Genomic DNA, 16,919 nt, shown 5'->3' with positions numbered 1-16,919 from the left:
GGCGGGTCAGCCGACGACCATGTCCTCGCCCGACCAGAACGCCCGCATGCTGGTGATCCGCCCGTCGTCGTCGAAGGTCATCACGTCGATCGGCGAGAGCGTGTAGGTCTGGTCGCCGGCCCGCGAGACCAGCTCGAACTCGAAGGCAGCCTCGTTGCCGGCGATCCGCACCGTGACCAGCCGCCCGGTCTGGTCCATGGTCTCCAGCGGCGCGTAGAACTCGCGGATCGACTCCCGGGTGGTCCGCACCTCGGTGCCGACCGGGTCCTCCACCGTGGCGCCGTCGGCGTAGAGCTCCAGCACCTGGTCGGCCGTGCCGGTGGCGACGCGGTCGACGTACGCCCGGACGGTCTGCTCGATCTGCTCGCGGGTCGCCACCATGGGGTCCTCTCGAAATCCTGCACCGGCTGCGGTGTTCCGCCGGACACCGTATCGCTGGTTTGATGGAGCGCCTATGGACCTCGGTGACAGATGGCCCCTCCCTGACGCCCACGACCTGCGCGACGAGCTGGTCGCCGCGTACGCCGACCCCGCGCGGGGCTACCACGACACCCTGCACCTGACCGAGGTGCTCGACCGGCTCGACGAGCTCGCGGCTGCGGGAGTCGGCTTCGACGAGGTGGCGGTGCGGCTGGCCGCCTGGTTCCACGACGGGGTCTACGACGGCGAGCGCGACGCCGAGGATCGGTCGGCGTGCTGGGCCGAGGACGCGCTGCCCGCACTGGTCGACGCCACCCTGGTCGCTGAGGTCGCCCGGCTGGTCCGGCTCACCGAGACCCACCGCCCGGAGGACGCCGACACCAACGGGTGCGCGCTGTCCGACGCCGACCTGGCGATCCTGGCGGCGCCGGCCCCGCGCTACGACGACTACGTCGCCGCGGTGCGGCGCGAGTACGCCCACGTCGGCGACGACGACTTCCGCCTCGGTCGGGCCGCGGTGCTGCGGGGGCTCGACGACAAGCCGACGCTGTTCCACACGGCGTACGCCCGGGACCACTGGGAGGCCACCGCCCGGGCCAACCTGGCCCGCGAGCTCGACCGGCTGGAGAACGGGCGGGCCTCGGCCTGAGTTCACTCCCCGGGGTGGGGTTGACCGGCCCAGCTGCGGACACCGATGGGGCATGACGTTCGTGCGACTCTTCCTGGTCCGGCTGCTGTGGGCGCGCCCGCCCGGGGGCTGGTGACCGTGCTGGGTCACCTTCGGCACGCCTACGACCCGTCCGGCGAGGTCGACGTCGCGGGCTCCGCCGGCAGCCTGGCGGCCTACACCACCGCGCTCGCGGCGCTGGTGGGCGGCGCCCGCCTCGCGGGGCGCGAGCTCCCCGACCAGCACCACCCCCTCGACCTGGCCCTCGGCGGGCTGGCGGTCCACAAGCTCAGCCGGCTGCTGTCCAAGTCGTCGGTGGCGAGCCCGCTGCGCGCGCCGTTCACCGAGTTCCGGGAGGCGACCGGCGCGTCCGAGCACGCCGAGGAGGCCCGGGGTGACCACGGCGTGCGCCACACCGTGGGCGAGCTCATCACCTGCCCGTTCTGCCTCGGCGTGTGGGTCTCCACCGCCTACGTCGCCGGTCTGGTCCTGGCGCCGCGACCGACCCGGACGGCGGCCGCCGTGCTCGTGGTCAGCGCGCTGTCGGACGCCGCGCAGCACGCCTACGAACGGCTACGCGCCGGCTGAGCGCCCACCTCGACCGGGGGCCGCACCCTTGCGCCGGCGCAGCCCGGCCGCCACCAGGCGGGCCACCAGCTCCCGGGAGGAGACCGGGGTGGCACCCAGCGCCAGCACCCGGTCGTACCACTCCGCAGGCACGTCGTAGTGGTCGCGGTCGAAGCCCCGCTCGGGGATGCCGAGGTCGCGCGCGAAGGCGTGCAGCTCGGCGTAGGACTCGTCGCTGGCCAGGTGGGACCAGAGCCGGCCGTGCCCGGCGGCGTTGGGCGGGTCGATGATGATCACACCCGACCCCCGGCGTCGTCGAGCAGCCGCCGCCACGACCGCACCAGCGCGGCGTCGACGTACGCGCGGTCGCTGCCGGTGGGGCGCACCTGCCGGTCGACGTGGAACTGGGCCACCCCGGCCCGCACCAGCCACGGCACCTGCTCGGCCAGCAGGCCGCCCGCGGGCACCAGGAGCCTGGCGATCCGGTCGTCGGCCTCGGCGGTGGCGAGCAGGTCGTCGTAGCCCTCGACCATCCCGCGCGGCGAGCCGGCGGAGTGGACGCCGACCAGCCCGGGCAGGCCGAGCAGCCGACGCCAGCTGCGGCGCGGGTCGAGGGTGTGGTCGAGCGCGGAGTGGAAGGTCCAGGGCACCCCGGGCAGCTCGCCGGCGAGATGGAGGCAGACCTCGGTGTCGACCTCGAGCTCGCTGTCGAGGAAGGCGAAGGAGACGCCCGCGGCGCCGATGCCGAGGTAGTCGTGGGCCAGCCCGACCAGCCGGGTGAGCTCACCTCCGGTGGTGGTCCAGGTGTCGCCGAGCCGCAGCACCACGAAGACCGGCAGGTCGCTCTCGCGGCGCACCGCCGACACGGTGGCCGGCTCCGGGGAGGTGCCCGCGGCGGTGACCACGTGGAGTCGGTCGGCCCCGCCCTCGACCGCCCCGGCGACGTCGCGCTCGTGGCGGACGAGCACCTCGAGCAGCGGCATGCCTCCACTCTAGGGAGTCAGCGCGTCGGGGAGGGCGCGCAGCACCCGGAGCCGCTCGGCCTGCTCGCCCGCCCACTCGGCGACGGTGTCGCGCAGGTCGAGCAGCGCGTCGACGAGCGAGACCACCCGGCGCACGTCGTCGACCAGGTCGGTCACCGCCGAGAGCCCCTCGAGCGCGACCTCGGCGGCCAGCACGCCCCAGCCGAGCGGGCCCGAGACCCGGGTCAGCAGCCGTCGCACGCAGCGGGCCAGCGCCTCGCCCAGCTCGACCACCAGCCGCTCGACCTCCCGCCCGAGCCGCTCACTGGTGACCGCGACGTCGTCGAGCACGCAGGCCCCGGCGCGCACCAGGCCGGCCAGGGCGACCGAGCCGACCGCGAGCGCCTCCAGCCGCAGCGCGCAGGCCAGCCCCGCCCTGCCGAGCCAACCGACGGCGACCGCGGCGCCGACCCGGCCCACGTCGCCGGCCCACTCCCCCAGCGCGTCGGCCACGTCACGGCAGGCGGTGGCGTTCTGGGCGATCGCGCCGTAGTCGCCGGTCAACGGCAGGACCAGGAGCTCCTCCAGGCTGCCGCCCGGGAGCCGCGGCAGGCCGGCGCCCACCTCGTTGAGCGCGTCGACGCCGAGGTTGACCAGGTCGCGCATCGCCGAGAACGACCGGTCCCAGGCCGCGAACGTCGCGTCGTGGACGAGCACCGGCTCGCCGCGCGGCGGCACCGCGAACCGGGGCGAAGCGACCGCCGGCAGCACCTCACACCGCCCCCGCGAGCGCGCGGAAGCCGTCGGCGACGCCGCGCTCGGTCGCCTCGAGCCCGCCCCGGGCGGCGGCCACGGCGGCCCCGGTGGCGGCCAGCTCGGCGAGCAGTCCCCGGCGTACGGCGGCGAACCCGTCGGCTACCTCGTCGAGCACGCCGGCGAGCGGCCGCAGCACGCACACCGGGCTGGGCGCGAACCCGTCGTCGCGGCAGGCCCACGTGACGGCGTGGTCGAGGATCAGGTCGGCGGCCCGGCCAGCCTCGTCGAGGAGGACCGGGAGCCGGTCGAGGTCGGGCCAGGAGCAGGTGAGCAGGTCGGTGTCCATGGCCCGACGCTGCCCGAGCGGCGCGGGTTGGGAAACCCCGGCAGACTGTGGCTGTGGACAACCAGCCGCTGTTCTCGGCGAGGGCGCGGGTCCTCGCGGACCTCGAGGCCTGCGGCCAGGCGACTCCCGAGGCGGTCTCGCTCCTCGAGGACGCCGTCTCCGACCGAGAGTGGTGGGCCGACCAGTGGCCCGAGGGCCGGGTCTACGTCGCCGGGCTGGTCGCCCAGGACGTGCAGGACGGGCTGTTCGAGAGCCGCGGCCGGTGGCCGCTGTGCCGGGTCTGCGAGGGGCCGGAGCACAGCCTCTACATCCAGCCGGACCTCGGCGGGCCGGACCCGGTGTGGGTCTGCGAGGAGTCCGGCGACGTGGTCGCACCGCTGGGCGGCCTGCGGCTCACCCGTCGCTGAGCTGGACCCAGAGCGTGTAGCGGTCGGAGCGGAAGACGGTGCGCGACACCTCGACGACCTTCTCGCCCGCGAGCGCGCGGCGCGAGTGGCGCAGCACCGGGGTGCCGGCCGCGATCTCGAGCAGCCCCGCCTCCTCCTCGCCGGCGGCGTCGGCGGTGATGGAGTCCTCGGCCCAGGTCGGCCGCAGCCCGCGCTGGGCGAGCGCGTCGTACAGGCTGGTCGGCATGCCGCTCTGCAGGAAACCGGGGAGCAGCACCTCGTTGAGGTAGGCGTCCTCGATGCACATCGGGAGGCCGTCGGCGCGCCGCAGCCGCTTCCAGTGGATGACGGGGTCGCCCTCGGTGAGGCTCAGCGCGCGGGCCACGCCCGGGCCGGCCTGCTCGCGACGGGCCAGCAGCGTCTGCGACTCGGCCAGCAGACCGCGCCGTGACATGTCGTCGGTGTAGCTGGTGATCGTGCTCGCGACCCGGCGCGGCGTGGCCACGAAGGTGCCCCGGCCGGGGATCCGCTCGAGCAGCCCCTCGACGACGAGCGCGTCCATCGCCTGGCGCACCGTCATCCGGGCCACACCGAAGCGCTGCACCAGCTCGCGCTCCGACGGCGCCGGCGAGCCGGGGTCGAGATCGGTGATCAGCGCGCGGACGTACTCGCGGACCTGGACGTGCTTGAGCGCACGCGCGTCCGGGGCCAGCACCTTGTCCACCCCGCCAGACTAGACAGGTGGAACGTGTTCCGTCTCGTGTTCGGTCCAGAACCCGGCGCGGCGCGACACTCCGGACGGCCCTGGTCGAACACCTGTTCGATCGTGGGCTAGCATGCGGGGATGGACTTCCAGACCTCGCTCTTCGAGTCCCCCACCACCTTCGCCGACCTGGCCGACGTCGAGCGCACGCCCCTCGAGCGCGGCGCGTGGGTCGACGTGCTGCGGGCCTTCGTGCCCCGCGCCGACGAGGTGTTCGAGACCCTCGTCTCCGAGGTCCCGTGGCGCGCCGAGCGCCGCCAGATGTACGACCGCGTGGTCGACGTGCCCCGGCTGCTGCACACCTACATGCTCGACGAGACGCTGCCGCACCCGGTGCTCGAGGAGGCCCGCGACCGGCTCTCCGACCACTACCACCCCGAGCTGGGCGAGCCGTTCGTGACCGCCGGCTGCTGCTACTACCGCGACGGCCGTGACAGCGTCGCCTGGCACGGCGACACCATCGGCCGTGGCCGCCTGCAGGACACCATGGTCGCGATCGTCTCCCTCGGCGACCCCCGCAAGCTCTGCCTGCGCCCCCGGTGGGGCGGCGAGTCGATCTCGATCGAGATGGGCCACGGCGACCTCGTGGTCATGGGCGGCTCCTGCCAGCGCACCTGGGAGCACGCCGTCCCCAAGGTCGCCGGCGCCGGCCCCCGCATCTCCGTGCAGTTCCGCCCGCTCAACGTCTTCTGAGGCGTGACCCAACGCTGGTTGAGGAAGTTGCGCTAGCAACTGTCTCGAAACCCCCGCCGGCCGAACGCCCTCCGGTGGGAACGGGAGGGCTGTTGGCTCACCGGGCAACGAGTGAGGCACTTCGTCCCTCCTCAACCAGCGGCGCCCACCGGTGGTCGAGCAGCGACGAGCCAGCGAGGAGCGCCGGTCGAGACCCCAGACGGTCGAACGCCCCCCGGTGGGAACGGGAGGGCTTCTGCCTCTCACCGGGTTTCGAGACACGACTTCGTCGTTCCTCAACCAGCGGTGAGGGTGGGCGGTCGTCGTACGGGGTCTCGACGACGCTCGCTGGCGCTCGCTGCTCGACCAGCAGCACGCACGCCGGCGTGCCGCGCCGCCCGGCACGGAGGCGGCGGAGCGACAGGCGGCGTTCGGCACGTCAACGGCGGCGTGGCGCCGCTGACGACCTGGGGAACCGCAGGGCAGGGTCCGGCGACACGGCAACGAGTGCCGAACGACGTCCGGCGCGCAGCAGTCGTAGTGCCCACCCCGCGCGGCACCCCGCTCCCACCCCACCAACAGTCACCCGCCCGCTGGATCACACGACCCGGGGTCAGCCCCCCCGAGCCCCGTCCGCGGAGTCGCCACGCACCGGAGGGCGGTCGGCTCACCGGGTAACGAGTGAGGGGCATCGGCCCTCTCCGACCAGCGGTGGCCGCGGCGGAATGGGGAGGGCGTCGAGGGGGTTGGGGCGGGCATGACCTCCACCGACACCGTTGCCGCCGCGTCCGGGACCTTCGCGATCGGGGGTGAGCTGCCCGTGGTCCGCCTCGGCTACGGCACCATGCAGCTCACCGGACCCGGGGTGTGGGGGCCGCCGGAGGACCACGACGAGGCGGTGCGGGTGCTGCGGCGGGCCGTCGAGCTCGGGATCACGTTCTTCGACACGGCCGACTCCTACGGTCCGGTGGTGGCCGAGGAGCTGCTGGCCGAGGCGCTGCACCCCTACGCCGACGACGTGGTCATCGCGACCAAGGCCGGCTGGACCCGGCAGGGGCCCGGGCAGTGGACGATGCTGGGGCAGCCGGCGTACCTGCGCCAGCAGGTGGAGCTGTCGCTGCGGCGGCTGCGGGTCGAGTCGATCGACCTGTTCCAGCTGCACCGGATCGACCCGGCGTACCCGCTCGAGGACCAGGTCGGCGAGCTGCGGGCGATGCAGGAGGAGGGCAAGATCCGGCACCTCGGGCTCTCCGAGATCACCGTCGAGCAGCTCGAGGCGGCCCGCGCGGTGGCGCCGATCGCGACGGTGCAGAACCGGTTCAGCCTCGGCACCCGCACCGCCGACGACCTGCTGGCCCGCTGCACCGAGCTCGGCATCGGGTTCATCCCGTGGCGGCCGGTCAAGGACCACCTCGACGACGGCGGGGTGCTGCAGGAGGTGGCGGCGGCGCACGACGCCAGCGTCACCCAGGTCGCGCTGGCCTGGCTGCTGCAGCTCTCGCCCGTGGTGCTGCCGATCCCGGGCACCTCCCGGGTGGCGCACCTGGAGGAGAACACCGCGGCGGCCGGCCTCACGCTCACCGACGACGAGGTCGCGCGGCTCGGCACGCTGGCGGGCTGAGCGCCCGTCTCCTCCTCGCCCGAGCGGGCACCGGGGCGCATGAGCAACCCACCCGTGATCGTCGTGACCGGCGCGTCCAGCGGCATCGGTCGCGCCACCGCCCTCCACGCCGCCCGTGACGGCGCCCACCTCGTGCTGGCCGCCCGCGGTCGCGCCTCGCTCGACGAGGTCGCCGCCGAGTGCGACCGGCTGGGCGCCGCGTCGACCGTCGTGCAGCCCACCGACGTCGGCGACGACGACGCGGTCGCGCGCCTGGTGGCCCGCACGCTGGAGCAGCACCGCTCCATCGACGCGGTCGTGAACGCCGCCGGGGTGGTGGCCTACGGCCGGGTCGAGGACGTTCCGGTCGAGGTCTTCGACGGCGTGCTGCGCACCAACCTGCTGGGCTCAGCGAACGTCGCCCGCCACGTCGTACCGGTGCTGAGGCGGCAGGGTGAGGGCCACCTGGTGCTGGTCGGCTCGGTCATCGGCCACATCGGGGTGCCGTCGATGACGCCGTACGCCGTGAGCAAGTGGGCGGTGCGCGCCCTGGCCCGCCACCTGGACCTGGAGAACCGCGACCTGCCCGGCGTGCACGTCGACTACGTCGCGCCCGGCGGTGTCGACACCCCGATCTACACCCAGGCCGCCAACTACGCCGGCTTCGTCGGGCGTCCGCCGCCGCCGGTCGCGAGCCCCGAGCGGGTCGCCGGCCAGGTGCTGCGCCGGCTGCGGCACCCGTGGCTGCCGCCGCAGCTGGCGGTGACCAACGACGTGCTCCGGCTGGGCTACACCGCGCTGCCCTGGGTCTACGTCCGGCTGATCGGGCGCGCGTTCCCGATCGGCGCCACCGACCTCGACCGCCCGGTCGAGCCCGGCCCCGGCAACGTGCTGGAGTCGCGGCAGGCCGGCAACGCGCTGCGCGGCGACCCCGGCGGCGCGCTCGCCGGCATCGTGCGCAACGTCCGCCGGACCCTCCAGGGGGTCACGCCGGAGTGACCCGGCCAGCGGCGCCCGGCCGGGGTAGTCACGGGCGTTGGGGCGGCGGGGGCCGCCCGGTCGGCGGCCGGACCGCCGGGGATACCCCCCCCGGGGGGGGTTTCGCGGGGGCGTGGGGGGGGCGGCCGGGGCCGTCGGGGCCCCCCCACGTCCGTGACTACCGCACCGGGCGGCCCCGCCCCCGCCCCGTCGGGGGCGTCGGTCAGAACTCGACCTGCGGGGCGGTGGCCTGGCCCTCCGGGGCGTCGTAGAACTCGCGCTTGTGCACGTTGGCGATGCCGGTGAAGAACATCCACGGGATGGTGAGCACCAGCTTGTTGAGGGTCGCGACGGCGTCGTTGTAGTACTGACGGGCGAAGGCGATCTGGTTCTCGGTCTCGGCCAGCTGGGTCTGGAGCTCGAGGAAGTTCGTGTTGGCCTTGAGGTCGGGGTAGGCCTCGGCGACCGCGTTGACCCGCACCAGCGCCTGCTGCAGCGCGGCGTCGGCGGCGGCCTTGGCCGGCACGTCGTCGCCGGCCGCGGCGGCCTGGACGCCGGCCCGGGCCCGGGTGACCTCCTCGAAGACCGCCTTCTCGTGGCTGGCGTAGCCCCGGACGGTCTCGACGAGGTTGGGGATCAGCTCCGCGCGGCGGGTGAGCTGGACGTCGATGCCGCCCAGGGCCTCCTCGGCGCTCACGTCGCTGGTGCGGAGCTTGTTGAACCCCATGATCACGAAGCCCACCAGGGCCACGATCACCACGATCACGATGATGGCGATGAGCATCGTTCTAGTTCCTGTTCTCTCGGGAGGTCACACGGTAGTGGTGCACGGGCGGGGCGGTCACCAGGAGCCGCCACCGCCGCCGCCACCGCCGCCGCCACCGGAGAACCCGCCACCGCCGCCGGAGGACGAGGAGGTCTGGGTCGCGTTGTAGGCGGAGATGGCGCTGTCGACGGTCGAGCTGAAGTCGCTGACCATCGAGTCGACGTGGTCGGCGGTGTGGGCGCCGGCGTAGCCGCCCCAGTAGGCGGGCACCGGCGGCTCGGCGCCGACCTCGGAGCGGTACTTGGCCGCCCACTCCTGGGCGCAGCCGAGCGCCACCGCCCACGGGACGTACGCCGTGTAGAGCTCCTCGCGGCCGGAGAAGTCGAAGCGCTCCTTGCTCGACGGCGTCGAGAGCACCCGGTGGAAACCGCCCACGCGGCTCCACAGGTCGCGGCCCTTGCGGGTGCGGCTGGTGCCGGAGCCGGTGGCCATCAGCGACGCGCCGCCGACGGCGAACGCGCCCGGCACCAGCCCCACCATCGTCATGTCGAAGGGGTTCCAGATCGCGGCGACCACCACGAGCGCGAAGCAGGCCAGCACGAGCAGGCCGCCGAAGCCGCCCAGCCCCGACGGCACCACGTTGCCCGACGAGCGCGCCCAGCCCTTGACGTCGTCGGCGAAGCTGCTGAGCTCGGTGCGCAGCCGCTCACCTGCCGACACGCTCGTGCGCGACGCCGTGAACGAGCTGCCCGGGCCGCTGAGGATGTGCGCCGCGCCGACCGTCACCTCGTCGAGGCCGCTCCACTTGTTCGTCGGCGAGTCCGGCGCGTTGAGGTCGGTGATCGTCCAGGAGTCGCCGTTGCGGTCGAGCGAGATCGCGCCCTTCTCGGCGGCGTGCATGAGCGTCGCGACGTACGCCGTGTTGTCGGTCTTCTCGGTGAGCACGTACGCCGCCTGGGCCGGCCCGATGCCCTCCGGCGGCGCGTACTGCAGCGGGAAGGCCGGCGGCTTCTCGCGCGACCGGGCGCCCAGCGTCGCGCCGACGAGCCCGGCGCCGAGCGCCGCCAGCAGCACCAGCCCGAGCAGCACCGGGCTGGTCGAGAGCACCCGGTCCCACCGGGCCGGCCACGGCACGGTCTCGCCGTCGTCGGGGGTCGGCATGTCGACGCCGGTCTTGATCGTGACCGGGGTGTGGTCGTCGAGCGGCCCGGTGCGCACGACGAGGGTGCGGGTGCCCGCGCCCTCGACCTCGCAGCCGCCGGTCTCGCCCACCCCGACGGCGCACTGCACGTCGGTGCTCGAGGCGGCCGGGAGGTTGACGGTGAGCTCGGAGCGGGCGATGTCCTGCTGCCAGCCGCTGGGCACGAGGTTCCAGTAGAACTGGCTCTCGGCGTCGACCTCCTGCCCCGGCTCGATCACGTCCTCGATCGTGTAGCGGATCGTGTAGACGTGGTCGCCGGCGCTGATGAACGTGTCGGCCGAGCCGATCTTGACGTTGGTCAGCCGGCCGTGCTGCTCCTCGAGCACCTCGAACGGCTCGTTGGCGCCGTCGCGGGTCACCGAGATGTCGTCGGGCTCGCGGCGCTTGTCCTCGGCGGCGGGGTCGACCCGGTCGAAGAACCGGAAGATGCCGTGCTTGTCGGAGCCGGGGAAGCTGACCGTGAGCGTCTCGACGACCGTGAGGTCGCCGTCGCCGTCGATGGTGAAGTCGGCGACGTAGTCGGAGATCGACGTGGGCTCGTAGCCGGGGTCGCCGAAGGAGAGGTTCCAGGCGAGCACCGGCGAGGCCAGCACGGCGAGCACGACCGCGAGACCGATGAGCGAACCGACGATCCTCTTCACGGGCAGGAACACTAGGGCCAGCGCGGGTGGTTCGTCTGTAGCCCGACCCGATCCCCACAAATGCGTTTCCCGGCCGCGCCGATGCTGAGACGATGCCGGGCGATGGCTCCCCCGGCACCCCCCACCCCGCCCCTCTCGCTCCGGTCGTTCTGGTCCGACCTGCCTCGCGAGGGCCGGCTGCTGCTCTCGGTGGTCGTCTTCGAGTTCATCGGAACCGGGCTGGTGCTGCCGTTCCACGTCGTCTACCTCCACGAGGTGCGCGACTTCCCGCTCAGCGACGTCGGCCTGCTGCTCGCGCTCTCCCCGCTCGCCGGCCTGCTGATGGTCGGCCCGGGCGGCGCGGCGATCGACCGGTTCGGGGCGCGGGTCGTGATGATCTCGACCGCGCTGCTGCTCGCGTGCGGAGACGTGGTGCTGGCCTTCGCCGACACCCAGCTCCTGGCCGGCATCGGGCTGGCGCTCAACGGCGCGGCGTTCGGGATGTCGTTCCCCGCGGTGCAGAGCCTGGTGGCGACGATCATCCCGGCGCAGATGCGGCAGCGCTACTTCGGCGTCAACTTCGCCCTGCTCAACCTCGGCATCGGGATCGGCGGCGTCGTCGGCGGCTTCGTCGTCGACGTGGAGCGGCTGACGACGTTCCGCGCGATCTACCTGTGCGACGCGGCGAGCTACGCACCGGCGCTGTTCCTGCTCCTGGTGCCGCTGCGCCACGTCAGCGGCAAGGCCCCGCGGCCGCCGGACGACGTCGACGCCGCGCCGGTGTCGTACCTCACCGTGCTGCGTCAGCCGGTCGTCGGCTCGCTGACGCTGCTGACGTTCGTGGCGGCGTTCGTGGGCTACGGCCAGCTCAACACCGGGTTCCCGGCGTTCGCCTCGGAGGTGTCCGGTGTGGACACCCGCGGTCTGGGCCTGGCCTTCGCCGCCAACACGCTGGTGATCGTGCTGCTCCAGCTGGTGGTGCTGCGCCGGATCGAGGGACGCCGCCGCACCCGGGTGATCGTGGTGATGGCGCTCGCGTTCGCGGCCTGCTGGCTGCTGCTCGGCGTGTCCGGCCTGCTCAGCGGCACGGTGGGCGCCACCCTGCTGGTGGCCGCGTGCGCCTCGGTGTTCGCGCTCGGCGAGACGATGATGCAGCCGACCATCCCGGCGCTGGTCAACGAGCTGGCGCCCGACCACCTGCGCGGGCGCTACAACGCGCTGAGCTCGGGGGTGTTCAACCTGGCCGCGGTGACGGCGCCGGTGGTCGCGGGCTTCCTGATCGGCCACGGCCACGCGCCGGTCTACATCGGGCTGCTGCTGCTCGGCTGCCTGGCCTGCTGCGCGGTGTCGGTGCTCCGGCTGGAGCCGCAGCTGCCGCCGGGGGCGAACGGCGTGCGGGTGCCACCGCCGGAGCCGGCCGACGGGGCGCCGGTGCTGCCGATCACCACGGTGGCCGGCTCGCCACCGCCGGTGCCCGACTGAGCCGGGTCAGCCGACCAGCAGCCAGACCAGCAGGCCGATGAGCACCGCGGCGAGCACGGCCTGCTTCCAGTAGGTGCGCAGCAGGATCGGCAGCACGGTCGCGCCGAGGTCGAGGGCGTCGTCCCTCCGCGCCGGCGGGTGCGACGCCGGGGCAGCGGGACTCAACGGCGGCGGGGGCACCGCCTCCCTCGCGGGCGGGGGCGTCGGCTCGTCGAGCGAGCCCACCGGGCCGGCCGGCTCCGGGGGTGCGACCGGGTCCGAGACGGGTCCGGCGGGTGGGGTGGGCGCGGGGTCCTCGGGACCCGCGGGGGTCACGGGCGTGGCGGGGATCGCGGCGGCCGGCGCGTCCCCCTGGAGCCGCTGCTCCAGGCAGGCCACGAACTGCCCGAGCAGCTTGTCGGAGACGTCCTGCATCACCCCCCGACCGAACTGCGCCGGCTTGCCGGTGACCGAGAGGTCGGTGACCACCTCCACGTCGGTGCCGCCGCTCGTCGCCGCGGCCATGGCGAGGGTGACGGTCGCGCCGGCCGTGCCGTTGCCGCGCTTGTCCTTGCCCTTGGCCTCGACGACGAACCGGTGCGCGACGTCGTCCTTCTCCACGAAGGTGCCGGAGCCGCCGTAGACGAGCGCGATCGGCCCCAGCTTGACCTTGCAGGTGCCGGTGAAGGTGTCGCCCTCCACCGAGGTCACCGTGGCGCCGGGGAAGCACTCGGCGAGGCGGGCGATGTCCTGGAAGTGCCCCCAGGTCGCCTCGACGTCGGTGGGCACCGCGAACTCGTGGCGCAGGTCCATCTCGACCCGGTCCTCAGCCCTGCGCCGCCGCCAGCACCGCGCGGCGGGTGAGCACGGTGGCGAGGTGGCGTCGGTAGTCGGCGTCGCCGTTGAGGTCCGAGGGCGGGTTGGCCCCCTCCGCCGCGAGCGCGGCCGCCTCGCGGACGCCGTCCTCGGTGGCGGGACGGCCCACCAGCGCGGCCTCGACGGCGTGCGCCCGCAGCGGCGTCGAGCCCATGTTGGTCAGGCCGATCCGGGCCTCGGCGATGGTGCCGCCCTCGGTGCGCACCGCCGCGGCGACCGCGACGATGGGCCACTGGTGGGCGACCCGCACGAACTTCTCGTAGCGGGCGCCCCAGCCGGTGTGCTTGGGGATGCGCACCTCGACGAGCACCTCGTCGTCGCCGATCGCGGTCTCGAAGAGGTCGACGAAGAACTCCTGCGCCGGCACCGTCCGGGTGCCGCCCGGCCCGGCGACCACGAGCTCGGCACCGAGCGCGAGCACCGGGGCGCCGAGGTCGCCCGCGGGGTCGGCGTGGGCCAGCGCCCCGCCGAAGGTGCCGCGGTGGCGCACCTGCGCGTCGGCGAGGTGCTCGATCGCCTTGCTCACCAGCGCAGCGTGCTGGGCCACCAGCGGGTCGGAGCCGACCACCGAGTGCTGGGTCATCGCGCCCACGACGACCGCGTCGCCGTCGTCGCGGACGCCGCGCAGCGAGTCGATCCGGCCGAGGTCGATGACGAGCTCGGGTGCGTTGAGGCGCATCCGCAGCACCGGCAGCAGGCTCTGGCCGCCGGCCATCAGCTTGGCCTCGTCGCCGTGCTCGGCGAGGGCCCGCAGCGCCTCCTCGACGGTGCTGGGGGCGAGGTAGTCGAACGCGGCGGGGATCATGCCCCGGCTCCTTCCGTGCTGGCCGTGCCCGGCTGTTCCTGGTTGCCCGCCGCCTCCTGGTCGCCGAAGTGCGGCATCGCCGCGCCCTCGGTCGAGCCGCCGGAGCCGGCGCCGTTGACCGCCCGCCACACCCGCTCGGGCGTGCAGGGCATCTGGATGTCGTGGACGCCGAGGTGGCGCACGGCGTCGACGACCGCGTTGACGACGGCCGGCGTCGAGGCGATGGTGCCCGCCTCGCCGACCCCCTTGGTGCCCAGCGAGTTGGTGGTCGCCGGGGAGGTGGTGTGGTCGATCTCGAAGCTGATCGTGTCGGCCGCGGTCGGCAGCAGGTAGTCGACGAACGACCCGGACACCAGCGTGCCGGACTCGTCGTGCACCGCCTCCTCCCACAGCGCCTGGGCGATGCCCTGCACCAGCCCGCCGTGCACCTGCCCGGCCACGATCAGCGGGTTGATGATGGTGCCGATGTCGTCGACGCAGACGTACTTGCGCATCTTCAGCTCACCGGTCTCGGTGTCGACCTCCATGGCGCACAGGTGGGTGCCGTGGGGGAAGTTGAAGTTGACCGGGTCGTAGGTCGCCTCGGAGTCGATCGACGGCTCCACCCCGTCGGGCAGGTCGTGGGCGGCGAAGACCGCGGTCGCGACCTCGCCGATCGCCACCCCCTGGTCGGTGCCGCGGACGGCGAACCGGCCGCCGGAGAACTCCAGGTCGTCGACCGAGGCCTCGAGCATGTGGGCCGCGATCGGGCGGGCCCTCTCGATCACCTTGTCGGCCGCCCGCACCAGCGCCTCGCCGCCGACGACCAGCGACCGCGAGCCGTAGGTGTCGAGGCCCTTGTGGGAGATCTGGGTGTCGCCGTGCAGCACCTCGACGTCCTCGAAGGCCACCCCCAGCCGGTCGGCGACGATCTGGCTGAACGCCGTCTCGTGCCCCTGCCCGTGGGCGGAGGCGCCGGTGACGACCTCGACCTTGCCGGTGGCCAGCATCCGCACGCTGGCGTGCTCCCAGCCGCCGGCGCCGTAGTCGAGCTGCCCGAGCACCCGCGAGGGCGCCAGGCCGCACATCTCGGTGAACGTCGAGACCCCGATGCCGAGCTGCACGCGGTCGCCGCTGGCCCGGCGAGCCTGCTGCTCGGCGCGCAGCTCGTCGTAGCCGAACAGCTCCTTGGCGCGCGCGGTGGCGGCTTCGTAGTTGCCGGAGTCGTACTCGAGGCCGGCGACCGTGGTGAACGGGAACTCCTCGTGCCTGATCCAGTTCTTCTCGCGGATCGCCAGCGGGTCGACCCCGACCTCGGCGGCCAGCTCGTCCATCAGCCGCTCGATGGCGAACGTCGCCTCGGGCCGGCCGGCGCCGCGGTAGGCGTCGGTCCAGGTCTTGTTGGTCAGCACCGTCTGGCAGTTGAACTGGTAGCTGGGGAACTTGTAGATGGCGTTGAACATGAACGCCCCGAGCACCGGCACCCCGCCGCCGACCAGCGACACGTAGGCACCCATGTCGGCGAGCAGCTCGACCTTGAGCCCGGTGACGGTGCCGTCCTTCTCGGCCGCCAGGGTCAGCTTCTGCCACTGGTCGCGGCCGTGGTGGCCGCTGACCAGGCTCTCGCTGCGGGTCTCGGTGTACTTGACCGGCTTGCCGATCCGCCGCGCCACCGCCCAGGTGATCCACTCCTCCGGCGTGGTCTGCAGCTTGCCGCCGAACCCACCGCCGACGTCGGGTGCGATCACCCGGATCTTCGACTCCGGCACGCCGGTGGTGGCGGCCAGCGCGAAGCGCAGGATGTGCGGCACCTGGGTGGCCGACCACATGGTCAGCTGCTCGCCGGTGGGGTCGACCACGACCGAGCGCGGCTCCATGAACGCCGGGATCAGCCGCTGCTGGCGGTACTCGCGCTCGATGACGATCCCGTCGGCGCGGGCTTGCTGGATCGCCTCGTCGACGTCGCCGCCGGTGCCGGCCTCGGCGGAGTCGAACTTCCAGAACGCCGACCTGTTGGTGCCGAGGTCTGGATGGGCCAGCACACCCTCCTGGTCGGTGGCTGCCGCGGCCTCCTTGAGGTCGAGCGCCGCCGGCAGCTCCTCGTAGTCGACGTCGACGAGCTCGGCGGCGTCGCGGGCCTCGGCCGCGCTGCGGGCGACCACGACCGCCACCACCTCGCCGGCGAACGCGACCCGGTCGCTGGGCATCGGCAGGTGCACCGGGGCCACCTGGTCGGGCGTGATCGGCCAGGCGTTGATGTTCACGCCCTGCGACTCGCCGAGGTCGGCGCCGGTGAGCACGTCGACGACGTTCGGCGCCGTCCTGGCCTCGCTGACGTCGATCGAGACGATCCGGGCGTGGGCGAAGGGGCTGCGCACCATCGCGAGGTGCAGCATCCCGGGCAGGGTGAGGTTGTCGGTCCAGCGGGTGCGGCCGGTGATCAGCCGCTGGTCCTCCTTCCGGCGCCGCTCCTGGCCGATCTCGGCGGCCGGGCGCTCCTGGATCGCGGTCATGCCTGCACCGCCCCGGTGGTCGCGCCCTGGCCGGCGGCGTGCTGCACGGCCCGGACGATGTTGTGGTAGCCGGTGCAGCGGCACAGGTTGCCCTCGAGCCCGAGCCGGATCTCCTCCTCGCTCGGCGACGGGTTCTCCTTGAGCAGGTCGACGCTCTGCATGATCATCCCGGGCGTGCAGAACCCGCACTGGAGGCCGTGGCACTCGCGGAACGCCTCCTGCACCGGGTGCAGGGTGCCGTCGGCGGCGGCCAGCCCCTCGATCGTGGTCACCTCGCTGCCGTCGGCCTGGACGGCGAGCACGTTGCAGGACTTCACGCTGGTGCCGTCGAGGTGCACGGTGCAGGCACCGCAGTTGGAGGTGTCGCAACCGATGACGGTGCCGGTCTTGCCGAGCCGCTCGCGCAGGTACTGCACCAGCAGCATCCGTGGTTCGACGTCGTCGGAGACCTTCGACCCGTCGACGGTCAGGCTGATCTTGGTCATGCGCCGCTCCCTGGAGTCGTCCGTCGTCGCAGGTGTGACCTGCGTCTCAGGCAACCTAGGAGCGGGCGGGTTGGCGGGTGGTTGGTCGCCGGGCCG

At 73.7% G+C, this 16,919-nt stretch carries 19 protein-coding genes; 7 read left to right on the top strand and 12 right to left on the bottom strand.

The features are described 5' to 3' along the window. Positions 1-6: 6 nt before the first annotated feature. Positions 7-381 carry a nuclear transport factor 2 family protein gene (locus JT721_RS14045; protein WP_205473871.1) on the bottom strand — a complete coding sequence of 125 codons (375 nt, stop codon included), beginning with the start codon at positions 379-381 and terminating at the stop codon, positions 7-9. Positions 382-454: 73 nt separating this feature from the next. On the opposite strand from JT721_RS14045, the gene JT721_RS14040 reads away from it, so the two are divergent. Further along, positions 455-1,069, top strand: a complete 615-nt coding sequence (locus tag JT721_RS14040) for a hypothetical protein (protein WP_205473870.1) — start codon at positions 455-457, stop codon at positions 1,067-1,069. Positions 1,070-1,186: 117 nt separating this feature from the next. Beyond that, a complete protein-coding gene (locus tag JT721_RS14035; RefSeq protein WP_205473869.1) occupies positions 1,187-1,675 on the top strand; it encodes a DUF1360 domain-containing protein in 489 nt (162 codons plus the stop codon). Here JT721_RS14035 and JT721_RS14030 read toward each other — a convergent pair. Genes JT721_RS14030 through JT721_RS14015 form a run of 4 tightly spaced genes read right to left on the bottom strand, consistent with a single transcriptional unit; the run spans position 1,661 to position 3,718 of the window. Further along, positions 1,661-1,951 (bottom strand): DUF4031 domain-containing protein, encoded by a 291-nt coding sequence (locus JT721_RS14030; RefSeq protein ID WP_205473868.1) that lies wholly within the window; start codon positions 1,949-1,951, stop codon positions 1,661-1,663. The two genes, JT721_RS14035 and JT721_RS14030, sit on opposite strands and share 15 nt — an antisense overlap. Then, entirely contained in the window at positions 1,948-2,637 is a 690-nt protein-coding gene (locus tag JT721_RS14025; RefSeq protein ID WP_205473867.1) for a copper homeostasis protein CutC, read from the bottom strand. The genes JT721_RS14030 and JT721_RS14025 overlap by 4 nt, the downstream gene beginning before the upstream one ends. A gap of 9 nt (positions 2,638-2,646) precedes the next feature. Then, the gene (locus JT721_RS14020) at positions 2,647-3,387 is read right to left on the bottom strand and encodes a hypothetical protein (RefSeq protein WP_205473866.1); all 741 of its coding nucleotides are present in this window, start codon (positions 3,385-3,387) and stop codon (positions 2,647-2,649) included. A gap of 1 nt (position 3,388) precedes the next feature. Beyond that, the gene (locus JT721_RS14015; RefSeq protein WP_205473865.1) at positions 3,389-3,718 is read right to left on the bottom strand and encodes a hypothetical protein; all 330 of its coding nucleotides are present in this window, start codon (positions 3,716-3,718) and stop codon (positions 3,389-3,391) included. Between the two features lie 53 nt (positions 3,719-3,771). On the opposite strand from JT721_RS14015, the gene JT721_RS14010 reads away from it, so the two are divergent. Then, entirely contained in the window at positions 3,772-4,125 is a 354-nt protein-coding gene (locus JT721_RS14010) for a hypothetical protein (RefSeq protein ID WP_205473864.1), read from the top strand. Here the strand turns inward: JT721_RS14010 and JT721_RS14005 are convergent. Further along, positions 4,112-4,828, bottom strand: coding sequence for a GntR family transcriptional regulator (locus JT721_RS14005; protein WP_307828059.1), 717 nt, complete (start codon positions 4,826-4,828; stop codon positions 4,112-4,114). The genes JT721_RS14010 and JT721_RS14005 overlap by 14 nt on opposite strands. 120 nt (positions 4,829-4,948) lie before the next feature. Between JT721_RS14005 and JT721_RS14000 the strand changes: the two genes are divergently transcribed. The 3 genes from JT721_RS14000 to JT721_RS13990 all read left to right on the top strand — a co-directional run bounded on the left by JT721_RS14000 (position 4,949) and on the right by JT721_RS13990 (position 8,138). Further along, complete coding sequence (locus tag JT721_RS14000; RefSeq protein WP_205473863.1) at positions 4,949-5,560, top strand: alpha-ketoglutarate-dependent dioxygenase AlkB; 612 nt, start codon at positions 4,949-4,951, stop codon at positions 5,558-5,560. A gap of 736 nt (positions 5,561-6,296) precedes the next feature. Beyond that, positions 6,297-7,160 (top strand): aldo/keto reductase, encoded by an 864-nt coding sequence (locus JT721_RS13995; RefSeq protein WP_205473862.1) that lies wholly within the window; start codon positions 6,297-6,299, stop codon positions 7,158-7,160. Positions 7,161-7,199: 39 nt separating this feature from the next. Continuing rightward, positions 7,200-8,138, top strand: a complete 939-nt coding sequence (locus tag JT721_RS13990) for an SDR family oxidoreductase (protein ID WP_205473861.1) — start codon at positions 7,200-7,202, stop codon at positions 8,136-8,138. A 202-nt stretch (positions 8,139-8,340) separates the two neighbouring features. On the opposite strand, the gene JT721_RS13985 is transcribed toward JT721_RS13990, so the two are convergent. Together JT721_RS13985 and JT721_RS13980 are read right to left on the bottom strand one after the other, a co-directional pair. Beyond that, complete coding sequence (locus tag JT721_RS13985) at positions 8,341-8,901, bottom strand: LemA family protein (protein ID WP_205473860.1); 561 nt, start codon at positions 8,899-8,901, stop codon at positions 8,341-8,343. Positions 8,902-8,958: 57 nt separating this feature from the next. Further along, the gene (locus JT721_RS13980) at positions 8,959-10,725 is read right to left on the bottom strand and encodes a DUF2207 domain-containing protein (RefSeq protein ID WP_205473859.1); all 1,767 of its coding nucleotides are present in this window, start codon (positions 10,723-10,725) and stop codon (positions 8,959-8,961) included. Between the two features lie 102 nt (positions 10,726-10,827). On the opposite strand from JT721_RS13980, the gene JT721_RS13975 reads away from it, so the two are divergent. After that, positions 10,828-12,186: an MFS transporter gene (locus tag JT721_RS13975; protein ID WP_205473858.1), complete on the top strand. Its 1,359-nt coding sequence runs from the start codon at positions 10,828-10,830 to the stop codon at positions 12,184-12,186. 6 nt (positions 12,187-12,192) lie between these two features. Here the strand turns inward: JT721_RS13975 and JT721_RS21445 are convergent, their stop codons facing one another. Genes JT721_RS21445 through JT721_RS13955 form a run of 4 tightly spaced genes read right to left on the bottom strand, consistent with a single transcriptional unit; the run spans position 12,193 to position 16,823 of the window. Continuing rightward, positions 12,193-12,978: an SRPBCC family protein gene (locus JT721_RS21445; RefSeq protein WP_205473857.1), complete on the bottom strand. Its 786-nt coding sequence runs from the start codon at positions 12,976-12,978 to the stop codon at positions 12,193-12,195. Positions 12,979-12,991: 13 nt separating this feature from the next. After that, positions 12,992-13,846, bottom strand: coding sequence for a xanthine dehydrogenase family protein subunit M (locus JT721_RS13965; protein WP_205473856.1), 855 nt, complete (start codon positions 13,844-13,846; stop codon positions 12,992-12,994). Beyond that, entirely contained in the window at positions 13,843-16,338 is a 2,496-nt protein-coding gene (locus tag JT721_RS13960; RefSeq protein WP_205473854.1) for a xanthine dehydrogenase family protein molybdopterin-binding subunit, read from the bottom strand. The genes JT721_RS13965 and JT721_RS13960 overlap by 4 nt, the downstream gene beginning before the upstream one ends. Continuing rightward, positions 16,335-16,823 carry a (2Fe-2S)-binding protein gene (locus JT721_RS13955; RefSeq protein ID WP_205473852.1) on the bottom strand — a complete coding sequence of 163 codons (489 nt, stop codon included), beginning with the start codon at positions 16,821-16,823 and terminating at the stop codon, positions 16,335-16,337. The genes JT721_RS13960 and JT721_RS13955 overlap by 4 nt, the downstream gene beginning before the upstream one ends. Positions 16,824-16,919 lie beyond the last annotated feature (96 nt).

The sequence above is a fragment of the Nocardioides sp. SYSU D00038 genome (genome assembly GCF_016924665.1).
GTDB lineage: Bacteria > Actinomycetota > Actinomycetes > Propionibacteriales > Nocardioidaceae > Nocardioides.
Note: the sequence above shows the minus strand (reverse complement) of the source record. Positions and strands in the feature narration are given on the sequence as shown.

Coding starts and splice junctions, on each gene's coding strand:
- JT721_RS14000 (WP_205473863.1), top strand. CDS start 4,949: ATGGACTTCCAGACCTCGCTCTTCGAGTCCCCCACCACCTTCGCCGAC.
- JT721_RS21445 (WP_205473857.1), bottom strand. CDS start 12,978: ATGGACCTGCGCCACGAGTTCGCGGTGCCCACCGACGTCGAGGCGACC.
- JT721_RS14040 (WP_205473870.1), top strand. CDS start 455: ATGGACCTCGGTGACAGATGGCCCCTCCCTGACGCCCACGACCTGCGC.
- JT721_RS13985 (WP_205473860.1), bottom strand. CDS start 8,901: ATGCTCATCGCCATCATCGTGATCGTGGTGATCGTGGCCCTGGTGGGC.
- JT721_RS13965 (WP_205473856.1), bottom strand. CDS start 13,846: ATGATCCCCGCCGCGTTCGACTACCTCGCCCCCAGCACCGTCGAGGAG.
- JT721_RS13955 (WP_205473852.1), bottom strand. CDS start 16,823: ATGACCAAGATCAGCCTGACCGTCGACGGGTCGAAGGTCTCCGACGAC.
- JT721_RS14015 (WP_205473865.1), bottom strand. CDS start 3,718: ATGGACACCGACCTGCTCACCTGCTCCTGGCCCGACCTCGACCGGCTC.
- JT721_RS14025 (WP_205473867.1), bottom strand. CDS start 2,637: ATGCCGCTGCTCGAGGTGCTCGTCCGCCACGAGCGCGACGTCGCCGGG.
- JT721_RS13995 (WP_205473862.1), top strand. CDS start 6,297: ATGACCTCCACCGACACCGTTGCCGCCGCGTCCGGGACCTTCGCGATC.
- JT721_RS13990 (WP_205473861.1), top strand. CDS start 7,200: ATGAGCAACCCACCCGTGATCGTCGTGACCGGCGCGTCCAGCGGCATC.
- JT721_RS14045 (WP_205473871.1), bottom strand. CDS start 381: ATGGTGGCGACCCGCGAGCAGATCGAGCAGACCGTCCGGGCGTACGTC.
- JT721_RS13975 (WP_205473858.1), top strand. CDS start 10,828: ATGGCTCCCCCGGCACCCCCCACCCCGCCCCTCTCGCTCCGGTCGTTC.
- JT721_RS13960 (WP_205473854.1), bottom strand. CDS start 16,338: ATGACCGCGATCCAGGAGCGCCCGGCCGCCGAGATCGGCCAGGAGCGG.